We start from the raw sequence: 19900 nt of genomic DNA, 5'->3' as shown, positions 1-19900 counted from the left end.
ATAAAGAATATTGACAGCTGATGAGTAAATATACGGAAGACGATTTACGAGAGGAACTGAAAACCAAAGAATATGAATATGGTTTTTACACAGATATTGAAAGTGAAAAGTTTCCAAATGGTTTAAATGAGGATATTGTTAGAGCTATTTCCAAAAAGAAAAATGAACCGGAATGGATGACTAATTGGCGTTTAGAGTCATTTAAGATATGGAAAGAAATGGAAGAACCCGAATGGGCAAACGTCCATTACGAAAAACCTAATTTTCAAACTATATCGTATTATTCCGCTCCTAAAAAGAAACCAAAACTGAACAGCATAGATGAGGTTGACCCTGAGCTACTTGCTACTTTTGAAAAATTAGGTATTTCTTTAGATGAGCAAAAACGTTTGGCTAATGTTGCTGTTGACGTAGTTATGGACTCTGTTTCAGTTGCTACAACCTTTAAGGAAACGTTAGCTGAAAAAGGCATTATTTTTATGCCTATTTCAGAGGCAATTCAAGAACACCCTGAACTAGTGAGGAAATATATAGGTTCTGTTGTTCCTCCAAAAGATAACTTTTATGCTGCCTTAAACTCAGCCGTATTCTCTGACGGTTCTTTTTGTTATATTCCCAAAGGAGTGCGATGTCCTATGGAACTCTCTACTTATTTTAGAATTAATGAAGGAGGAACTGGACAGTTTGAAAGAACTTTAGTTGTAGCAGACGAAAGCAGCTATGTTTCTTATTTAGAAGGCTGTACCGCACCTCAAAGAGATGAAAACCAACTACATGCTGCGGTTGTAGAGCTGATTGCTTTAGATAATGCAGAAATAAAATACTCAACCGTACAGAACTGGTTTCCTGGAGATGCCACAGGTAAAGGTGGTGTTTTTAACTTTGTAACAAAAAGGGGCTTATGCGAAACGAATGCTAAAATTTCATGGACTCAAGTAGAAACTGGTTCTGCCGTTACCTGGAAATACCCTAGTTGTGTTTTAAAAGGTAATAATTCTGTTGGTGAATTTTATTCCATTGCAGTAACTAATAATTTTCAGCAAGCAGATACTGGTACAAAAATGATACACCTTGGAAAAAACACAAAATCTACAATCATTTCAAAAGGAATTTCTGCAGGTAGGTCTCAAAATAGTTATCGTGGATTGGTTCAGGTGAGTCCGCGTGCTGAAAATGCACGTAACTTTTCACAGTGTGATAGCTTGCTTATGGGAAATGAATGTGGAGCTCACACATTTCCATATATCGAAGCTAAAAATAAAACAGCACAAATCGAACACGAAGCTACCACTAGTAAGATTGGAGAAGACCAATTATTCTACTGTAACCAAAGAGGTATCGATACAGAAAAAGCTATTGCTTTAATTGTAAATGGCTTTAGTAAAGAAGTCCTCAATAAACTTCCAATGGAGTTTGCTGTAGAAGCTCAAAAACTTTTGGAAATATCACTGGAAGGTAGTGTCGGATAATTTAAGTTAAAAAATAAAACAAAACGCATACTTAAGCAAAAGCTTAAACAATACAGATTAGAATGTTAAAAATAGAAAACTTACATGCAGAAGTAGAGGATAAGGCCATTTTAAAAGGGATCAATCTCGAAGTTAAAGCTGGTGAAGTTCATGCAATAATGGGACCAAATGGAGCAGGAAAAAGTACGCTATCTTCAATTATTGCTGGTAAAGAGGAGTATGAAGTTACTTCAGGTTCAATTGAATTAGAAGGTGAAGATATCGAGGAGTTAGCTCCAGAAGAGAGAGCTCATTCTGGAATATTTTTATCATTTCAATATCCGGTTGAAATTCCTGGAGTTACTGTTACCAATTTTGTAAAAACAGCTATTAATGAATCAAGAAAAGCCAAAGGTCTTGAGGAAATGCCAGCAAAAGATATGCTGAAAAAAATTCGTGAAAAATCTGAGTTATTAGAAATTGATCGAAAATTTTTATCTCGTTCTTTGAATGAAGGATTTTCTGGAGGAGAAAAGAAAAGAAATGAGATTTTTCAGATGGCAATGTTAGAGCCTAAATTGGCTATCCTAGATGAAACAGATTCTGGTTTAGATATTGATGCTCTTAGAATTGTAGCTAATGGAGTGAACAAGCTAAAATCAAAAGATAACGCTGTTATTGTAATAACACACTATCAACGTTTACTAGATTATATAGTACCTGATTATGTTCATGTTTTACATGATGGAAAAATTGTAAAAACAGGTGATGCCTCTTTAGCTTTAGAGCTTGAAGAAAAGGGATATGACTGGATTAAAGAAGAAATGAATAGTTAAAATGTTAAAATTTATACTTCACCAAGTGAGTAAAATTTAACCTTTGAAATTACAACTATCAAGAATGGAGTTAAAAGAAAAATTATTATCGTCATACGTAGCTTTTGAAAATGGAAGAGACATCAATTCAGATGTTCATGAAATAAGAACAAAAGCCCTACAAGACTTTGAAACGTTAGGATTTCCCTCTAAAAAATTAGAAGCATGGAAATATACTTCCCTAAATTCGATACTAAAAGAAGATTATAGTCTTTTTCCTGAGCATGACATTGCTATAGAACTAGCAGATGTAAAAAAATATTTTATTCACGATATTGACAGCTATAAAATTGTTTTTATTGACGGAAAATACAGTTCTTTCTTATCTGAAACAACGCATGATGTAATAGATGTGTGTCTGATGTCTGCCGCTCTTTCTAAACCTAAATATAAAACTATTATTGATAATTACTTCAATAAAATTGCTAAGCAGGATAATATGACTTCGTTAAATACTGCTTTTGCTTGTGAGGGGGCTTTTATTCATATTCCAAAGAATATAGAAGTTCAAAAACCTATTCAGATTATAAATTTCGCAACAGGTAAAGAGAGGGCTATTATGGTTCAACCAAGAAATTTAATTGTAGTTGACAGTAATTCTCATATTCAAATAATTGAGCGCCATCAAAGTCTAACTGAAAATCCTGTACTAACAAATAGTGTTACAGAAATTTACACAAATACGCACGCAACAGTAGATTACTATAAAATTCAAAATGATAATGTAAATGCTTCCTTAATAGACAATACATATATTGAACAGCAGAAAGAAAGTATTTGTTCAGTGCATACTTTTTCATTTGGAGGAAACATTACAAGAAATAATTTAAACTTTTATCAAAAGGGAGAAAGGATAGATTCCATATTAAAAGGGATAACGATTATTGAAGGAAAACAGCATGTAGATCATCATACTTTGGTACATCATATAGAACCAAATTGTGAAAGTCATCAAGATTATAAGGGTATATATAATGAGCGATCGACAGGTGTGTTTAATGGTAAAGTTATCGTGGAAAAAGAGGCTCAAAAAACAAATGCCTACCAACAAAATAACAATATTCTTATCAGTGATAAAGCTACTATTAATGCGAAACCACAATTGGAAATTTTTGCTGATGACGTAAAGTGTTCTCATGGATGTACCATTGGTCAGCTAGATGATCAAGCTCTGTTTTACATGCAACAAAGAGGAATACCTAAAAAAGAAGGAAAAGCTCTTCTTATGTATGCCTTTGCTAATACAGTTCTGGAAAGTGTTAAAATACCAGAAGTGAAGAAAAGAATTACAAAAATTATAGCCAATAAATTAGGCGTTGATATAGGTTTCGACCTATAAAAAAATAAAAAACCTAAGACTTTAAAATCTTAGGTTTTGTTTAAAACAAAAAGTTTTGCTATTTTATTTTAATAAATGTTTTAGTATAATTAGCCTTATCAGTCTCAACTTCTAAAATATAGATACCTTCATACACCCCGTTCAATGGTATAATTTCTTGTAATTGACCTTCCATTATAACCCCTCCTGCTGCATTTAATATTTTATATTTACCTTTTACCTTCCTTTCAGGAATTTTAAACCGTAGTGTTTTTTGAACTGGATTTGGATAAATCATCAAATCATTTATAATTTCACCGCTAAAGTCAAAATTTTCTACTGCACCCTCATAAGAGTCTTCACCTATGCAGAATGAAGTAGTTTCTGAGCTAGAAAACTTTGCTCCTGAAGCTAGAATAGCCCCTGACTTATCATCAATAAGCGTATATGATCCTGATCCGTATTTACAGCATATACCATCACCATATGAATCTTTTATGATTAAATCATAGCATCCTTTTATTAAATCATTCGAGACTTTAATTTCAGTTCCTCCTTTTTGGTCTCCATAGGCTCCTCCTGAGGCCATCAAATTCCCTTTATCATCATTAATAACCCATGAAGTTTCTTTAGGATAATTATCAAATTTAATAGTTAATGTAACGGAGGTTTCATCACCTCCTGGTTTATCAGTAGCTAAAACGATGTTATCAATGGCAATATCACTAGTCCACCCATCACCAGTTGTACCTATAAACTTCAAGCGAAAAGCCTCTTCTCCTAGATAGTTAGTAAGACTCACCTCTTCTTTCAACCATTTATTCCCTTTATTACCAGATTTTTCCCACAAAGATTTCCAATTGATTCCATCAGTAGAGCCTAATAATTTCAAAGAACCTATTTTATCACCATACATGTGGGCACTAAAAGAAAACCTAGGATTAACTACCTCTTTTAAATTGAAACACGGACTCAATAATTCAGCAGTAGCATTACTTCCTATCTGACCTGCACTACTATTAGAAGATGCTTCCAAAAACATATAAAAATCCCCATCATCACCACTAGAAGGACCAGTGTTTCTAGAAGGAGTACCATTGTCGTCTCTTAACCAATCACCATCATCATTAGAAAGCTGTTTCCATCCATCATTAATCTCGAAACTTTCTGTGTAAGGATAAGAAGATATAACTTTAGTACAAGTTTGCGTTGGTGGTGGTGGAGTTCCTCCGCCAACTCCTTTGCTAGGCATATCAGATCCTATATCAGTAATTAAATTATCACAACGCCCGTATGACCCATTAGGACATCCACCTGTATTATGAATAGAAATAACTAAATTCGTTGTATAATTAATTACAGGAGAGCCCGAGCTCCCTCCTTCTGTATCTGCATAATACTTAACTTGTTGTCCAGAACCAGACGTACTTGCGTATACACTTGAAAAACCATCTGGTGTACCATCTGTGTCTGTTTTAACGGAAATTTCTTTTCTTCTTCCACCGGGATGCTGTGGTATATAAATACGATCACCTACTGAAGGAGCTATGGAACTTAAACTTAAATATCCATATGTATTTGTCGGGTTTACTGGTAATTTAACAAGTGTATAATCAAGCTGTGAATTTGTTTTTATAAAAGCTGCCGAAGAAGCTACAACATCTTTATTAGCAAGTGTAGTTCCTGAACAATTATCATATTGATAATTGAACACAAAATCAGTATTACTTGCTGAAGAAGAAGAACCTATGCAATGATTATTTGTCATTAAATGACCCTCTTCTCCTAATAGCCAACCAGTACAGAGTGAACTTCCTCCAATAAATAATCTACAAACAGCCTTCGCTTTTTCAAACATTTCTGTACCCTTATAACAAGCTATACGCTCTTTATTATCTGATCCACATATTGACTCTTGTCCTACTAGCTTTTTCATAATCTTTTCCTCACTATAACCATAGGCTACTTTTTTGATCTCAAATCCATTATAATTCACTGCTGAACCAGTAGAATAGAGTTCTAAGACTACTTTTTCATCAAAAAGTATTTGGGACCAAAAATTACTTATCATAGTCATTTTTTCATCAACAATCTTTCCTTTTCCTCCATATATAATTGATTCTTTTGTATTCGCTCCTGTAAGTTTAAGATAATCACCAGGCGCTAAATCAAAATTCTCGAAATATATTTTTATGTAAGATGATTTTTTTGAAAAAAACTCCTTCCGATAAACAAGTTCGCTTGCTTCTTTTTTTGTTTTTGATTTTCTGAATTTTTGATATAATTTAGTTACTCTAATATCGGAGTCAAACTCATCTCCAACTGTAAAAACTTTTTGAGCGTTTGTAATATTTACGCACAAAAAGGATATGGTTGTAAAAACCATTTTAAAAAGGTATTTTTTCATTTTTATATGGGCTTTGGTTAGTATTAAAACATTAAAGTATTAATAATCAAACTATTTAACAAGCTAAATATCATATTTTAATATTAATAGTACTAAAATTCAAAAGTGACAACTAATACTTTGTAGTCAAGAAACCTAATAACATAACATCTTTTCCATTATATAGAATGTAATATTATATAAGAATTGTGTGACAAATGCAATTATATCCTTATACAAACAAGAACTGTCCGGATTTTCCGAACAGTTCTTGTTAAAATATTTATTTAGTTATGTTATTTATTTTCTTTTTTAACAAAGGTTCCTTTGTATGTACCTTTTATTGTTTTAACTTCCAGCGTATATATTGATGGCGGTAAATTTACAGGTATATTTTGTCTTAACTTGCCATCACCTACATCCTTTCCTTCAAGATTTATAATTCTATAAGTTCCATTAAAGTCTCTTTCTGGTATTTTAATGTTCAACACCTCTGAAACTGGATTTGGAAATATAATTAAATCATCAACAACTTCGCCTGTAGGCACAAATTCAGATTCGAAATTTATTTCTGTACTATTCCCTAGGCAGAAATTTTTAGTCTCAGATCTACCAAATCTACCTCCAGAAGCTAATGTAGTACCTGTACTAGTAGATAATTTATAAGATCCACTTCCAAATCTACAACAAATACCATCTCCAACTTTATCCTTAAAAACTAAACTGTAACAACCATTTGCTAATTTAATATCTTTGGTTATTGTTGATCCACTAGTGCGAGAGTAAGGACCTCCAAACGATACCACCTTTCCTTTATTATCTTTAATTTCCCATGTAGTTTCTTCAGGATATCTATCAAGTTTTATATTCAACTTGACTATAGAACTTTGTCCATCAGACGATCCTGATCCACTCGTAGATAATGATAATTTATCAATCGCTATATCTCCTGTATACGAAGAACCTGTAGTTCCGTTGAATCTTAACTGAACCGTTTTACCAATATAGTTTCCTAAATTTACAGATGCTGACAACCAAGAACCACCTTGACTGTTAGACTTTTGCCAAATAGTAAGCCACGACTTTCCTTTATCTGTACTAGCTTGCAATTTTAAATTACCAATAGATGATCCATACATATGATAGTTGAATTTAAACGTAGCTTTATTAGCCTTGCTTAAATTAAAACATGGAGAATTAATAATTGCTGATTTAGAAGGGTGATTTGGAGAAGATGACTCCATATATAAATAATAAGACCCTGAACTAGCTGATGAAGGTCCTGTCCCTCTTGACCTTGTTCCTCCTCTATTTACTGCCCAGTTAAAATCATCACTCGTACTTTGCTTCCATTTACCAAGTGTATTTTCAAAATCTTGATTATATGGAAAAGATGAAACAGTACTAGTACATGATGGATTTCCACCACCGCCAGTACTACCACCAACACCATTTGTTGGCATATTGCTGCCAATTGAACTAATCAAGTTATCACATCTTCCATACGAGCCATTTGGACATAATCCAGTATTGTGAATGGCAATTACTAAATTTGAAGAATAATCAATCACTGGAGAACCTGAACTACCTCCTTCGGTGTCTGCATAATACCTAACCTGTTTTCCTGATCCAGACGTACTAGAATATACCCTTGAAAAACCACCAGTTGTTCCATCTCTATCCGTTTTTACTGAAATTTCTTTTCTTCTTCCTCCAGGATGTTGCGGGATATAAATCCTATCTCCTTTAACTGGTATCTTCTTACTTAAACTTAAATAACCATATTTAGCAGTAGGATTCGTAGGAAGTTTTACCAAAGTATAATCTAATGAAGAACTAGTTTTAATAAATGTTGATGATTCTGCTACAATATCACGCTGTGCTGTTGCATTACCAGAGCATCCCTGATATTGATAATTGAATATAAAATCAGTGTTCTGTGCATCTCTTGCAGAACCTATACAATGTTCATTTGTCATTAAGTGACCTTCACTTCCTAACAACCAACCTGTACATAAGTTACTACCATTAATCAATAGTCGACAAACAGCCTTGGCTTTCTCATACATTTGTGTACCCTGATAACAAGCTATTCGCTCTTTATTATCAGAACTACAGATTGACCTTATCTGAGAAGAAACTTTCTTCATAATTTTCTCTTCACTGTAACCATAAGCAACTTTAGTGATTTCGAACCCGTTATGACTAGATACTTCTCCTAATGAATATAGTTTTACAGTTACTTTATCATCAAAAATGACTCTTGACCAGAAATCGCTAATCATAGTCTTTTGACTATCCACTATCTTTCCCTTACCTCCATATACAATTGACTCTTTTGAATTTACACCTTGAATTTGGAGATAATCTCCAGGTGCTAAATCAAAATTTTTAAAATAAAGTTTAATGTAAGAAGAGTTTTTAGAATAAAATTCTTTTTGATAAACAAGTTCTTTAGAACCTTTGTTCAACTTTGACTTTCTGAATCTTTGATAAGTTTTAGTTACTTTAATGTCAGAATCATATTCATCACCAATTTTGAGAGTCTTTTGTGCACTTAAATTTGTTGTACACAGTACAATTATGGCTAAAAAAGCCATTTTGAAAAAGTAATTTTTCATATTATAGAAGGGTTTTAATAATTTAAATATGCAACAAAGTAGCTATAATACAAATACCCTACAACCCTCTGTTAAAAAATTAAATAATAATTAACTTTTTTTAACATAAATTAACAGAATTAGTTTTATTTTTTTGATGAAAACTAATTATAAACGTTAAAAATCACTATTTTAATCTAATAAAGAATTGACGATACTAATGTTGTAATCCACAAATAGAATAGATCCTTATTTAACAATACTACACTTATTTTGATAAGTAAGAAATAGGAATTATACTATAGTAATTTTAATTAAAGTGTAATGAATATCAACAGTATGCGTCTAAAATTTTATTAGAAATTCAAAAACTGGAAAATTATGCGAAAAATAATTACAATCTACCTGCTTACTCTAATCAGCTTTCAAATAAAAGCTCAAACTGATGTTTTTGATGCATTATTAAAAACATATGTCGATAAAAATGGGAATGTTGATTATATTGGATTACGTAAAAATAAAGCTATTTTAAATGTTTATTTAAAACAGCTTGAAAAAACTATTCCAGGAAAAAATTGGTCTACAGATAAAGCGAAGGCTTTTTGGATTAATACTTACAATGCCTATACTATAAAATTAATATTAGATAGCTACCCTCTTAAAAAAATAACTACTATAAAGCGAAAAGGTAGGAACGCATGGAAAATACCATTTGCCAAAGTAGGAAATGAAATGTATTCATTAGATTATATCGAGCATAAAATTCTACGAAGATGGCATGATGATCCAAGAATTCATGTAGGTATAAACGCAGCTTCAAAATCTGGACCTAAATTTGTTAACTTCGCTTTTACTGAAAAAAATATAAATACAAAGCTTGAAAAGCTAATGACTCATTTTATCAATGATCCTACCAAGAATAAGATATCAATTAATCGTGTAGAAGTTTCTAAAATTTTTGAGTGGTATCAAGAGGATTTTACCTCAAGTATTACGCTCATCGATTATTTAAATAAATACTCAAGTATTAAAATTCAAGATGGTGCAGAAATTATATATTCTAATTATGATTGGACTTTAAACGAAAAGTAAAAAAAGTGGCTAAATGCTTTCCTTCTAACTTGAATAAAGAATATCGTTTTGTTTTTTATATTCAAACTCCTGATATAAATTATAATTTGAAAATTACAAAAAATATAGTATTACTAGTAGTAGCACAACAATAAATTAAAATGCCTCTGACTATTCTGTAAGAGGCATTTTAATTCAAATATTTTGTACATTTAATCTAATTTGATATAGATAAACCTATCATAACTCTAATGCTTTATTTGGATTATTATCCATTAATAGCTCAGTTGGATTCTCTAGAGCTTCTTTTACCGCTACTAAAAATCCGACAGACTCCCGCCCATCAATAATCCTATGATCATAAGAAAGAGCCACATACATTATTGGTCTTATAACAACCTGACCATTTTCAGCAACTGGTCGATTGACTATATTATGCATTCCTAATATACCACTCTGAGGGGGATTAATAATAGGAGTCGATAACATTGAACCAAACACTCCTCCATTTGTAATGGTGAAAGTGCCTCCTGTCATCTCATCTACAGTAATTTGACCATCCCTTGCTCTTAAAGCTAATCGTTTTACTTCACTTTCTACTCCTCTAAAAGAAAGATTTTCTGCATTTCTAATCACCGGAACCATCAAACCTTTAGGCCCAGAAACCGCTATAGAAATATCTTGAAAGTCGTGAGATACTTTAAAGTCTCCATCAATCATTGAATTTACATCTGGATACATTCTTAAAGCCCTAACTACAGCTAAAGTAAAAAATGACATAAACCCTAGACCAACTCCATGTTTTTCTTTAAAAATCTCTTTATATTCCTTACGTAAATCGAATATCGGTTGCATGTTAACTTCATTAAATGTTGTTAACATAGCAGTTTCATTTTTTACAGATACTAAACGTTGGGCTACTTTTCTACGTAACATAGAAAGTTTCTTTCGTTCTGTAGTGCGTGTTCCATTACCTGGAGTTCCCATCGAAGGAACGGCTTTTATAGCATCCTCTTTGGTCACTCTACCATCCTTACCTGTTCCTTTTACAGAAGAAGCCTCTATTCCTTTCTCTGCTAACACTTTTTTTGCTGCTGGTGAAGCCGCACCTGTAGCATATGTTTCTTGCACTAGTTCAACTTTTGGAGTTGGTGATTTTTCTTCTTTTACAGACTCTGCCTCTACAGTAGTAGTAGTAGCTCCTTCTGGTTTTGGAGCGTCCATATCAATTAAACAAACTACAGCCCCCACTTCAACAGCGTCTCCTTCTTCAGCTTTTAGGGTGATTACTCCACTTTCCTCCGCTGGTAACTCTAATGTAGCCTTATCAGAATCAACTTCGGCAATCGGCTGATCTTTTTCAACATAATCACCATCTTCAACTAACCAGGTTGCTATTTCTACTTCGGTAATTGATTCCCCCGGAGAAGGAACTTTCATTTCTAAAACCATCAGTTCTAAATTTTATATCTGAATTTATTATTCTCTATTTTTTTGTTAATTCTCGGAATGTTTCTACATCCAAATCAAAGACTTTTGCCATCACAGTATCTTGACGTCGTTCATAACGCTTTTTAGATCCAGCAGCTGGTGCTGAGCGGTAATTCCTTGAAACACATTCTAAGCGAGCCAGTTCAAAGCGTTCTAACATATGAGTCCATGCCCCCATATTTTTGGGCTCTTCCTGAGCCCAAACATAACGCTCTACATTTGGATACTTATCCATGATTTCCTTTATTCTATCATTATGTAACGGAAATAACTGCTCTATTCTAATTAAAGCAACGTCAAATCTTTTAAGATCTTCTCTCTTTTGCAAAAGATCATAATAGATTTTACCTGTGCAAAACACCATTTTCTTTACATTATTTTGATCAATCGTATCGTCAATAACTTCTTGAAAACTTCCTGAAGCTAATTCTTCAATACTACTCACGGCCTTAGGTAAACGTAATAAGCTTTTTGGTGTGAAAACAATTAACGGTTTTCTAAAATCACGTTTCATCTGCCTTCGTAGTACATGATACATATTTGCAGGAGTAGAGCAATTTGCAATAGTCCAATTATCTTTACCACATGACTGTAAAAATCGTTCAATTCTTGCCGACGAGTGTTCTGGCCCCTGTCCCTCATAACCATGAGGTAAAAGCATAACTAATCCATTTTGAAGTTTCCATTTATCTTCTGCTGAAGAAATGTACTGATCAAACATAATCTGAGCTCCATTAGCGAAATCTCCAAATTGCGCTTCCCAAATAGTAAGAGTGTTAGGAGAAGCCATAGCGTATCCATAATCAAACCCAAGAACACCATATTCTGATAAATGAGAATTAAAAATTGTCATTTTACCTTTGTTATTCCTATTAGTATTCAAAAGATTAATTCTCTCTTCTGAAACTTCATCTCTCATTATCGCGTGACGATGAGAAAATGTTCCTCTCTCTACATCTTCACCCGATATTCTAACATTATATCCTTCTTCCAGCAACGTTCCGTACGCTAGATTTTCAGCAGTACCCCAATCTAGTTGATTGGTTTCGAAAACTCGTTTAGCCCTATCCTTTAAAATTTTATTCGCTTTTCTTACAAATTTAACCCCTTCTGGAACGGTTGATATTATCTTTGCTATTTCTTTTAACTTATCAAGCTCATATGAAGTATCAACAGGTTGTAGCATAGCCTCAAGCTGTTTGCGAACAAAACCGTCCCAAACTTCTGGCATAAATTCATTAACCCGAGAAGACTCTTGCTTTTTTGATTCTTGAAAATCATACTCAAGCATTTCCTTAAACTCAGTCGTTAAGCGATTTATATATGAATCATCTACAGTTCCTTCAGATTTTAATTTTTCTGAATAAATTATTTTTGGATTTTTATGTTTAGAGATTGCCTTATATAAATTTGGTTGGGTAAATGTTGGTTCATCACCTTCGTTATGTCCATATTTTCTATACCCTAATAAATCTATAAATACATCCCGTTTAAATTTCATTCTAAACTCAACAGCTAATTGCATTGCATGACAAACAGCTTCGGCATCATCTGCATTAACGTGAAGTACAGGTGACAAAGTTACCTTAGCAATATCTGTACAATAAGTACTAGAGCGTGCATCAAGATAATTCGTTGTAAAACCAACTTGATTATTTACAACTACATGAATTGTACCTCCTGTTTTGTAACCATTTAGTTGGGCCATTTGAATAACTTCATATACAATCCCTTGTCCCGCGATTGCCGCATCACCATGCACTAATATTGGTAAAATTTTACCACTATCACCATCATACTCATTATCAATTTTAGCTCTAACAATACCTTCTGCGACAGCATCTACTGTTTCTAAATGGGATGGATTGGGAACCAAATTCATTTTAATACCCTGTCCTTCTTTAAATTGTTTGCTTAATGTTAAACCTAAATGGTATTTAACATCTCCATCAATATCCTGATCTTCAAAATCTTTTCCCTCAAACTCACTAAAAAGATCTTTAACAGGTTTTCTAAAAATATTAACTAATGTATTTAAACGGCCTCTATGTGCCATACCTAGAACACATTCTTTAACCCCATAAGATTCAGCAGCATCCTTTAAAGCCATACTAATTCCAGGAATTAAAGTTTCTCCTCCTTCTAAGGAAAATCGTTTTTGCCCTACATATTTTGTTTGCAAAAAATTCTCAAAACCTACTGCTTGGTTTAGCTTAGAAAGGATATATTTTTTTACCTCATTCGAATATTTTGGATGATTGTCGTTCTGATTTAAACGATTTTGCCACCACTTTAATTCTTCCGGATTTCGCAAATACATATATTCTATGCCAATGCTATCACAATATATAGTTTGTAAATGCTGAATAATGTCTGCTAAACTCTTAGGACCTATACCTAATATTTCACCTGCTCTAAAAACAGTTGTCAAATCATTATTTGTAAGTCCAAAATTTTCAACATCTAGAGATGGAGTATACTTTCTCCTCTCTCTTACAGGATTTGTTTTCGTAAAAAGATGACCTCTTGTACGATATCCATTTATTAAATCAATGACTAAAAATTCTTTACGAACCTCCTCTGGCACCTCAAATGAGGTATCATTGATTTGCGAATAGTCTTCGCTTGCAAAATCATATCCCTGAAAAAAACTCCTCCAACTAGGCTCTACTCCGTCAGGATTTCTTTGATATTGTTCGTACAAATCACCGATAAAACCTGTGTGTACTGCGTTTAGGAACGAAAAATTGTCCATATTGTATGCTATACTTTTCTTTTTTAAGAATTCAATATTTAGATAAATTCTAAGAATAATAGCTACAAAAGTACAACTTTTAGTAAAAACTAAGTTTTTTTTCCTTCTTATTTTAACTGGTTAAAGTTGAGTTTTTTTTGACTAAACTACAATTAGATTAATTTCAGCAAACCAAACAAAGCACTGACTATCAAAACAAAAACAAAAAAAATATTTTTTTATCAATATTTATTTTGCAAATACGTTAATTTCTATTAAATTTGCACTCGCAATTTGTGAAAAGTTGTATTTAAATTCCTCCTTAGCTCAGTTGGTTAGAGCATCTGACTGTTAATCAGAGGGTCCTTGGTTCGAGCCCAAGAGGAGGAGCAAAAGCAACGTGAAAATCACTGATTCACACGTTAAACATACATACATTCCTCTTTAGCTCAGTTGGTTAGAGCATCTGACTGTTAATCAGAGGGTCCTTGGTTCGAGCCCAAGAAGAGGAGCAAAAAACACCTTTATTCAAGGTGTTTTTTTGTTTTAGTCTAAATAGCTTATTGAAAGCTATTTAGACTAAAGTTATTCCCAAAACAACAACGAGAATCTTAGTTTGCTAAAAATCGATAATTCATTAATTCCTCGTCATTAATCTTATTAAAGCAGACGAAAAACTCAGGAGAATCGACTACCAATGAACACTTATAATTCTCTTCAATATCCAAAGGATAATGATACCATTTCTTCTCTTCTATTTTTAAACTCTCACAACTTATATCTATCTCGTTCAAAGGAATATTCATACCCCTTCCATCTGCTTTCATCCCTGCCTCCTTAATTGTCCAAGTTTCATAAAAAGTATCCTTTGGACTTTTAGAATCTTTTATTCTTAAACTCTCCTTAGTAGTTAAGACTTCTTCAAAATCATTAAGATTAATTTTTGAATCTATTTTTTCTATATCAACACCTATTGAATTAGTTGTTAGAGAAAATAGACAAATAACATATGATCCCGAATGTGATACACTAAAGGATATATCTCCTTTAACATATGGTTTTCCATATGAATTGTATTGAATATCACATAAATTAAATTTCGAATTCTCTTCCAAAACCCTTTTAACAAGTAATTTTCCCAATATAAAAGCTTGCCTATCATTCCAAAATCGAAATGTTTTCGCTTTTTTTATTAATTTATTTGGAAGTACTTTCATCGTGTTATTAAGCTTAGTTTCTGACCATTCTATGTCATTATTAACACAAAGTGCAATAGTTGAAATACTCATTTAATTGTTTAATTTTAATAAAATTCACTTATTGAAATCGTTGCCCCTAAAAAACCAAATACTAATAAACACTTCACATGCTATAAAAATACCCAGCTCTAATATTTAGAAAGAGTTGGTTAATAGCCATGCCATAAATAGTAAAGAATAAGACAATAAATCGTCTAACTTCTTTCTATTATTTAAGAATTAAAGTTTTGGATTATATAAAGGAAGCACTCCTTAATATTTTTTAGCTGAATGTAAATCCTTTGCACAAATAGATAATACTTTGCCAAAAAATATGACTATTTTGTAATAGCAACGTCATATCTTTTTGTCCAATGATGATACACCTATTTATACTTAATAGGGTTTGGAAAAATATTTATTATTCCTTTGCAAACTAGAAGAATTGACTTCTTGAAACAAAAGCGTATGGTAAGATTTGTGCGTCTTTTTTTGTAATTGAAGATTTGACAACATTGTTAGAAGAAACTCATATTTTTTTCTAAAAAAATGAATTTTAAAGTTTTTGCCAATAACTTTATCGACGTTTGTAAAAAATAGATTAAAGTAATTTTTTGTCATAGTTTGTTAGTTTGTTAATGGTTAAAAATGACTATTACTCACAGGGAGTATATTTTAGAAAATTAAGATATCTAAATACAGATAACTATTTATATAGAAGGTAATTGAGTAGCAATGTTTTTATTGCATACATCTAAATTAATCATTTTTTTGAAGAAAAAAAACGAAAGGTTAAAAAAAAGTTAAAAAACTGTTTTCACAAATCAATACTAAACTCTTAATCTAAAAAATTCAACCCTCTTTTAACAGTCTTAATTAGACTCAATTTCTTTGACTTTCAGTAAGTAAAAGCATCTAATTTAATGTAATTTGAAAAACTGAACTTTTTTCACTTTCATTATTTGCCTTATCAAAAGCTTTTACAAACCAATAATAAGTATTTTTTTCTACCCCCTCTTTGTTGTATGACTTATTTACTCCTAAACCTTTAAAAATTAACGTTGTTAAATTCACATCAGAAAAAACATAAATACTATCTACCTCTGGTGTTCCAGCCACATCTATTCGACCCCATGAAAAGTCAATAGAACTTTCAGATTGAATATGGTTATTCTTAGGAAATAGGTTCTCCGGCACATTCGGCTTTTCTGTATCTACTGTAATCTTTCTGTTTACATATTTTCCATTTTGAAAATCATTTTGCGGTCTCACTTGCCATGTGAAGTCGCCTTCCGAAAAATCATAGCTGTATTCTGTTTCAGTTACAATCACATCATCAATCAACACCCCCTGTATATCCGGGCTATAAATTTGAACCCTATAATCAATGGCCCCGGGTACAACAGACCACGTTAAATTTTGATTTGAAATATTAGTTGTTTCTTCTGATTTTGGTGATAATAGCTCTGTTACTGAATTCGTAATTTCAGAATTTATAACTGTAAAAGTATTTGCTTCAAACATTGTTTCATAATCACTATTTTTTGCTTTTACCCTCCACTCATAATCACCTGGATTGAGCTTATGAACAAATGTATTAGGTAAAACAGTTGTGTCCAATATAACTTGACTTGGGTTTGAAAATGAAGGTGAAACTATTTGTAATTGATAGTTATCGGCTTCACTAACTTTCTCCCAAAGAAAACTAATTTCTCCTGTTTTTATGGATGCACTATTTAAGGGGGCTATTAGCGTAATGTAACTTTTTGAAATATCTTCTACAAAAATAGCTTCACAAGCTATTAAAAATAATATTGATAATCCAAATAATATTTTTTTTTTCATACCTAATTTATTTTTTAATAATTAAAATAGTTTTTTTTATGTTTTTTTTCTAGTTTTTTAGGGTCTCTATTTGATTGTATAGTACAATTTTCACCATCAGACACTAAAGAAACAAAACCTATCTTTTCCGCATCGATACCTCCCCAACAAAAAGAGGATAATTTTACACCAAAAATAAAAGCTTTTGATGTATCCAAAACGGCAATTTGTTTTCCATTTTTAAAAAGATATATAGTCTGTTTTTTTTGTTGATCTGTTCTGAAATATAATGCATCAGCTTTTTTAAAATCTTCCTTAACATTATTTTGAAACACAACTCTTAACCCTGAAACTATTTTTGTCTTAGGCATATTTCGAGTATAGTTTTTAACATTTGTATTATCTAAATCATTTAAAGACTCAATAACCAACGCTTTATCTTCAATTATAAGATCCATAAACTTAGGTTTAATTTTCAAAGAGTCCACATATTTAAATTCTTCCGAAACGCCTGTTTCTTTAATAACTTTTTGATATTCTTTATAGATCTTCTTTGTAAAACTCTTTTCTGTAACTGAAACCTTAATAAATTTTTTATAATAAGGAATACTTGATACTTCAAAGTTCGTTTTATATATAGATTTTTTCTTATTTCCTAGCACTCCTAATTCAACCGTATTAGAGAAAGTTTCAAAAGTATTTTGTTCTGGTAAAACTCCACAAGCAAAAAAGCTCATTACCATAATAACAATGGGTAGCAATTTTCTAGAAAACATACTGCAATTAATTTATGATATTTATTTAACAAAAGTAATAATTATTTTTTTTTAAACTTCTCCCCCGATAGCAACAAACAAATGTAATTTTAACTTTTTCAGTTGCTATTTATTAGAAGAATCGAAATTAGTTGAGAGATTTTTTTCTAGATGAACCAATTCCATACCAAACCAAAGCGTATTACAAAATCTCTATAAGGGTGGTTCGGTGCGGATAAATAGTTTTTCTTTAAGAAAAATGAACTTATATTATCTGCTTTAAAATAAATTCTTGTTCTACGAACCCTTCCATTAAAAAAAAGATCTATTGTTGGGTATCCAATTTCTGTTTCATTTTGAATAGTAAAGTCACCTAATAAAGGGTTATAAGCATTTGCTTTATATTTAGTAAAGTATTTAAAAGTCGCACCTATCTGAACTAATAAAGGCGATCCTTTAAACCAACTATCCATATAATAAAGAGTATTCCTAGTTACAAATTCTGGAACTCTTAAAACTTGACTTCCATCAGCAACCTTTTGATACATTATCGTATTATCTAGTCGAAGCTTCCAAGCCTTAAACTCTTTAGAAACTTTAGCCTTTAAATAATTAATATTTTTTTTGTGTTGTTTTGGCAATCCATCTTTATCAAAATAAGTGTAATTATCTATATTTGAAATATTTAAAGAAGCGCTACCCCATTTGCTTTCAAATTCTCCTCCCAAAATGCGCCTTCCAATATTCGCAAAATCATTATCCCAATTAAACTTATTATAATTACTCTGATGCAATAGAAAATTAAAGTCTGGCATCTTATTGTTAATGTGCAATTTAGCTTTTATTGAAAAAATGCTGTCTTTTTTATACAATGCACTTACTAACAAGTTATTTCCAGACAACCTACCTCTGCCGGGAGTTAAAGTTCCAGTTGCTTTAACTTGAAAATTTTTAACATTTCCCCTCCAATCTGCTCCAAAAGAAACCGCTTCTCCTTTGAGCCTATTGTTTTGAATATCAACCAAATTATTTTGTAGATTTTCATAACCATAATTATAAGTTGTATATCCAGACTTTACTCGGAATTTACCCAGCACATATTTTGAATTAAAATCGAGAAATATCTGGTTGTTATGCACCAAATAATTTGTTTTATTGGTAAAAGTTTCTCCAACCCGGTTTGTATCAAAAAAATCGGATGCAGTTCCTTGTTTAAACTCAAAGAGTTTGGAGTTTCTTGTATAAGAATGTCCTATTTTAAGATTTGAAAAATCTTTATCATTAATGGTATCTCTCGAATAAATAATTTTGTAAGTCTGCTCTACAAAAAGCCTTTTACCCTCTAAAACACTTTCAGCGTCGTTCAAATTAACATCAAGACGCCCCCTATCTGAACTAAAATTAGGATCATCTATCAAGAATGCGTTTAAAGACGTTTCCGTAAGCCCTCCATTTTCTTGATTCATAAAATCTTGGTTTACTGCATGTCCTTTTATGGCATATTGCCCTTCTGGACTTTCATAATTAAATGAAAATCTAAAATTACCTGTACTCGATAAAGATCTACGATACGCACCTAAAGATCTTAGTCCTCGATAGGCTATACCAATATTGAATCTTTTTGAGAAATTTACAGTAAATAAAGCGTCCAAAACTTGTCCCTGTTCCAAACCTGTGCGGTACATAATTTCAGTAGTAGGTGTCGGAACATGATAATAGTTTACATCTTTAAGGTCAATATTATTGAACTGTTTTGCTTTAAAACCAATATCAGGCCACTCTGAAGTGTTTTCAAAATCATATGCTAGTTTATTGAAAGTTTGCCCCTGATTATGAAATGCTAATAGTTCAAAATTATCTTTTCTCGTAAAATTAAATTTATAATATTTTTTAATTGTTAATGTAGTATCTACAATAGTTGTATCATTGTCTTGTGAAATAATTTTATAATCTGTGTATTTTGTTTTTCCGCTTAATTTTACTTTAACCTCTCCTTTAAGACTATCAACTTGCCTATCCATTATACCTTGTCCATTTTGAGGATTCGTAAAACCATCATTTATACTACGTATTTGAGAAACCACCTGAATTCCAAACGAACAAAACAATATTATTAACAAGATTTTCTTCATACTGGCAAAAGTAAAATAATAAAACGAA

The 19900-nt window shown here is 31.8% G+C and carries 12 protein-coding genes and 2 tRNA genes; 6 read left to right on the top strand and 8 right to left on the bottom strand.

The window, feature by feature from the left end; genetic code table 11:
* Positions 1 to 20 precede the first annotated feature (20 nt).
* From sufB to sufD, 3 genes are all read left to right on the top strand, one after another.
* Complete coding sequence (sufB, locus tag AC2GW8_RS11070; protein WP_440879932.1) at positions 21 to 1469, top strand: Fe-S cluster assembly protein SufB; 1449 nt, start codon at positions 21 to 23, stop codon at positions 1467 to 1469.
* Between the two features lie 62 nt (positions 1470 to 1531).
* The gene (gene sufC / locus AC2GW8_RS11065; protein ID WP_440879931.1) at positions 1532 to 2284 is read left to right on the top strand and encodes a Fe-S cluster assembly ATPase SufC; all 753 of its coding nucleotides are present in this window, start codon (positions 1532 to 1534) and stop codon (positions 2282 to 2284) included.
* 64 nt (positions 2285 to 2348) lie between these two features.
* On the top strand, positions 2349 to 3662 hold the full coding sequence (gene sufD, locus AC2GW8_RS11060) for a Fe-S cluster assembly protein SufD (RefSeq protein WP_440882212.1): 1314 nt from the start codon (positions 2349 to 2351) through the stop codon (positions 3660 to 3662).
* 58 nt (positions 3663 to 3720) lie between these two features.
* On the opposite strand, the gene AC2GW8_RS11055 is transcribed toward sufD, so the two are convergent.
* Together AC2GW8_RS11055 and AC2GW8_RS11050 are read right to left on the bottom strand one after the other, a co-directional pair.
* Positions 3721 to 6048, bottom strand: a complete 2328-nt coding sequence (locus AC2GW8_RS11055) for a trypsin-like peptidase domain-containing protein (RefSeq protein WP_440879930.1) — start codon at positions 6046 to 6048, stop codon at positions 3721 to 3723.
* 275 nt (positions 6049 to 6323) lie between these two features.
* On the bottom strand, positions 6324 to 8648 hold the full coding sequence (locus AC2GW8_RS11050; protein WP_440879929.1) for a trypsin-like peptidase domain-containing protein: 2325 nt from the start codon (positions 8646 to 8648) through the stop codon (positions 6324 to 6326).
* A gap of 360 nt (positions 8649 to 9008) precedes the next feature.
* Here AC2GW8_RS11050 and AC2GW8_RS11045 point away from each other — a divergent pair, with 360 nt between their 5' ends.
* Positions 9009 to 9719 (top strand): DUF547 domain-containing protein, encoded by a 711-nt coding sequence (locus AC2GW8_RS11045; protein ID WP_440879928.1) that lies wholly within the window; start codon positions 9009 to 9011, stop codon positions 9717 to 9719.
* Between the two features lie 219 nt (positions 9720 to 9938).
* On the opposite strand, the gene odhB is transcribed toward AC2GW8_RS11045, so the two are convergent.
* Positions 9939 to 11150 (bottom strand): 2-oxoglutarate dehydrogenase complex dihydrolipoyllysine-residue succinyltransferase, encoded by a 1212-nt coding sequence (odhB, locus tag AC2GW8_RS11040; protein WP_440879927.1) that lies wholly within the window; start codon positions 11148 to 11150, stop codon positions 9939 to 9941.
* 34 nt (positions 11151 to 11184) lie between these two features.
* Complete coding sequence (locus tag AC2GW8_RS11035; protein WP_440879926.1) at positions 11185 to 13944, bottom strand: 2-oxoglutarate dehydrogenase E1 component; 2760 nt, start codon at positions 13942 to 13944, stop codon at positions 11185 to 11187.
* A 295-nt stretch (positions 13945 to 14239) separates the two neighbouring features.
* Here AC2GW8_RS11035 and AC2GW8_RS11030 point away from each other — a divergent pair.
* Positions 14240 to 14313: transfer RNA gene (locus AC2GW8_RS11030), tRNA-Asn, on the top strand.
* Positions 14314 to 14361: 48 nt separating this feature from the next.
* Positions 14362 to 14435, top strand: a tRNA-Asn gene (locus AC2GW8_RS11025).
* A 99-nt stretch (positions 14436 to 14534) separates the two neighbouring features.
* Here AC2GW8_RS11025 and AC2GW8_RS11020 read toward each other — a convergent pair.
* The 4 genes from AC2GW8_RS11020 to AC2GW8_RS11005 form a co-directional block, all read right to left on the bottom strand.
* Positions 14535 to 15212 (bottom strand): 4'-phosphopantetheinyl transferase family protein, encoded by a 678-nt coding sequence (locus tag AC2GW8_RS11020; RefSeq protein ID WP_440879925.1) that lies wholly within the window; start codon positions 15210 to 15212, stop codon positions 14535 to 14537.
* 864 nt (positions 15213 to 16076) lie between these two features.
* Complete coding sequence (locus AC2GW8_RS11015; RefSeq protein WP_440879924.1) at positions 16077 to 17006, bottom strand: hypothetical protein; 930 nt, start codon at positions 17004 to 17006, stop codon at positions 16077 to 16079.
* A 14-nt stretch (positions 17007 to 17020) separates the two neighbouring features.
* Positions 17021 to 17761, bottom strand: a complete 741-nt coding sequence (locus tag AC2GW8_RS11010; protein ID WP_440879923.1) for a hypothetical protein — start codon at positions 17759 to 17761, stop codon at positions 17021 to 17023.
* A gap of 146 nt (positions 17762 to 17907) precedes the next feature.
* Positions 17908 to 19872, bottom strand: coding sequence for a putative porin (locus tag AC2GW8_RS11005; protein WP_440879922.1), 1965 nt, complete (start codon positions 19870 to 19872; stop codon positions 17908 to 17910).
* Positions 19873 to 19900 lie beyond the last annotated feature (28 nt).

It is taken from the genome of Tenacibaculum profundi, from assembly GCF_057162725.1.
Note: the sequence above shows the minus strand (reverse complement) of the source record. Positions and strands in the feature narration are given on the sequence as shown.